The sequence below is a fragment of the Secundilactobacillus malefermentans DSM 5705 = KCTC 3548 genome (assembly GCF_001436395.1).
Classification (GTDB): domain Bacteria; phylum Bacillota; class Bacilli; order Lactobacillales; family Lactobacillaceae; genus Secundilactobacillus; species Secundilactobacillus malefermentans.
In genome coordinates this window covers 1-1,284 of record NZ_AZGJ01000113.1, presented here as the reverse complement: position 1 = coordinate 1,284, position 1,284 = coordinate 1, and the positions used below count along the sequence as shown (strand labels likewise).

General features: G+C 37.5%; 2 protein-coding genes. Both read right to left on the bottom strand.

Annotated features, from left to right (window positions below; genetic code table 11):
- Nucleotides 1-117 precede the first annotated feature (117 nt).
- Complete coding sequence (locus tag FD44_RS09945; RefSeq protein ID WP_056973933.1) at nucleotides 118-849, bottom strand: Fic family protein; 732 nt, start codon at nucleotides 847-849, stop codon at nucleotides 118-120.
- Nucleotides 850-899: 50 nt separating this feature from the next.
- A complete protein-coding gene (locus FD44_RS09940) occupies nucleotides 900-1,097 on the bottom strand; it encodes a hypothetical protein (RefSeq protein WP_056973931.1) in 198 nt (65 codons plus the stop codon).
- Nucleotides 1,098-1,284: the final 187 nt, after the last annotated feature.

The following is a 1,284-nucleotide window of genomic DNA, read 5'->3' as shown; positions in this document are numbered from 1 at the left end:
GATTGTTTTTTGGCTTAATTTCTAGATTGTTTTTAGCAAAGTCTTTGAGATGGTTTTGGGTTCTTTTACTAATCTCGTCTTCAACTAGTTTAAGTTCTAATTTATCCGTTTTTTTAGTTACTTGTACATCTGGTTTAATTCATTAGCACTTAATTTTTTATTTGCTCGAATTTGTAATCCTTGAATACCATTATCATATGTCCACTGTTTAATTTTAGTCATGTCATTAGTCTGATAATAATTGGCAATTAGTTCGTTCCATTGATCCCACTTATCTAATGGGACATTGATTAAACCAGCGCCACCGTCAATCATAATTTTATTGGCACTTAAAGTTGCCGTCCTTTTGTTTCCGTCCCAAAAGATTTGTTGGCGCATATTATGATACATGACAGTCAATGCTTTATCAGTAATCGTCGTTCGTGGATCAGCCAAGATTTTTTGTAAAAAGGATTGTTCTTGTTTTTCGTTAATTAAAGGCGGTTCAAAAAAGTCTTCACTACCTAAATTAACTCCTCCTTTCCCTTGCCGTAATTCTCCTGGTACTAAGGCGTCTTCCGCTGCCACAATCTTGTTGATTTGTTTTTCCATGGTTAACGTTAAAGGGGAATTTTGAGCAGTGATATATTGCCACCCACGCTTTAAATTAACAATCGTCAAAACATCTTCAACAGGTACTCCTGCTACGCTCATACCGTCCATAATAGTTTGTGTTTGTGGCAAAGTGGTATTAACGCCTTCAAAGCGAGCATTAGTATGCACTAACTTGGTAAAATTTGCTCGGGCAAACCGTTGGTTTTCTGCAGCTGTGAATTTATACTTGTCCATATATGTTCGTGTCTTAGCCATGTTTTGTGCCTCCTTTCTATTTCAGTCACTGATTATTTGACCTGCCCATGTTAAATCACGAAATGCTTTTCGTTGATAATTTGCTCTTGGCGTTTCTCTAAGAGGTAAGTGTGTAACGCGTCAAACAGTTTGCATTTATCAGGATCTGGATTATGGGCTGCTTGCTCCCAAATGCCTTGAATATCGACTGCCCAGGGGTCAGCCAGCAATTGCTCTATTTTTTCGACTTCTTTGCTTGGTTTGGTCATTTAAAAAGCTCCTTTCACATTCGCTTAGTTCAGTCATCGCCTGTTCAACCACTTAAGGCCCCTATTTTTGTTTCTAAGTGATTTTAAAGCAGTTTTAATATAATTATGCACTGCAACGCTTAAAACGGCTTAAATGAGCTCATATGACGTTTAATTCCAAGAGCGCTCATTGTCAGTGTTCTGTTCT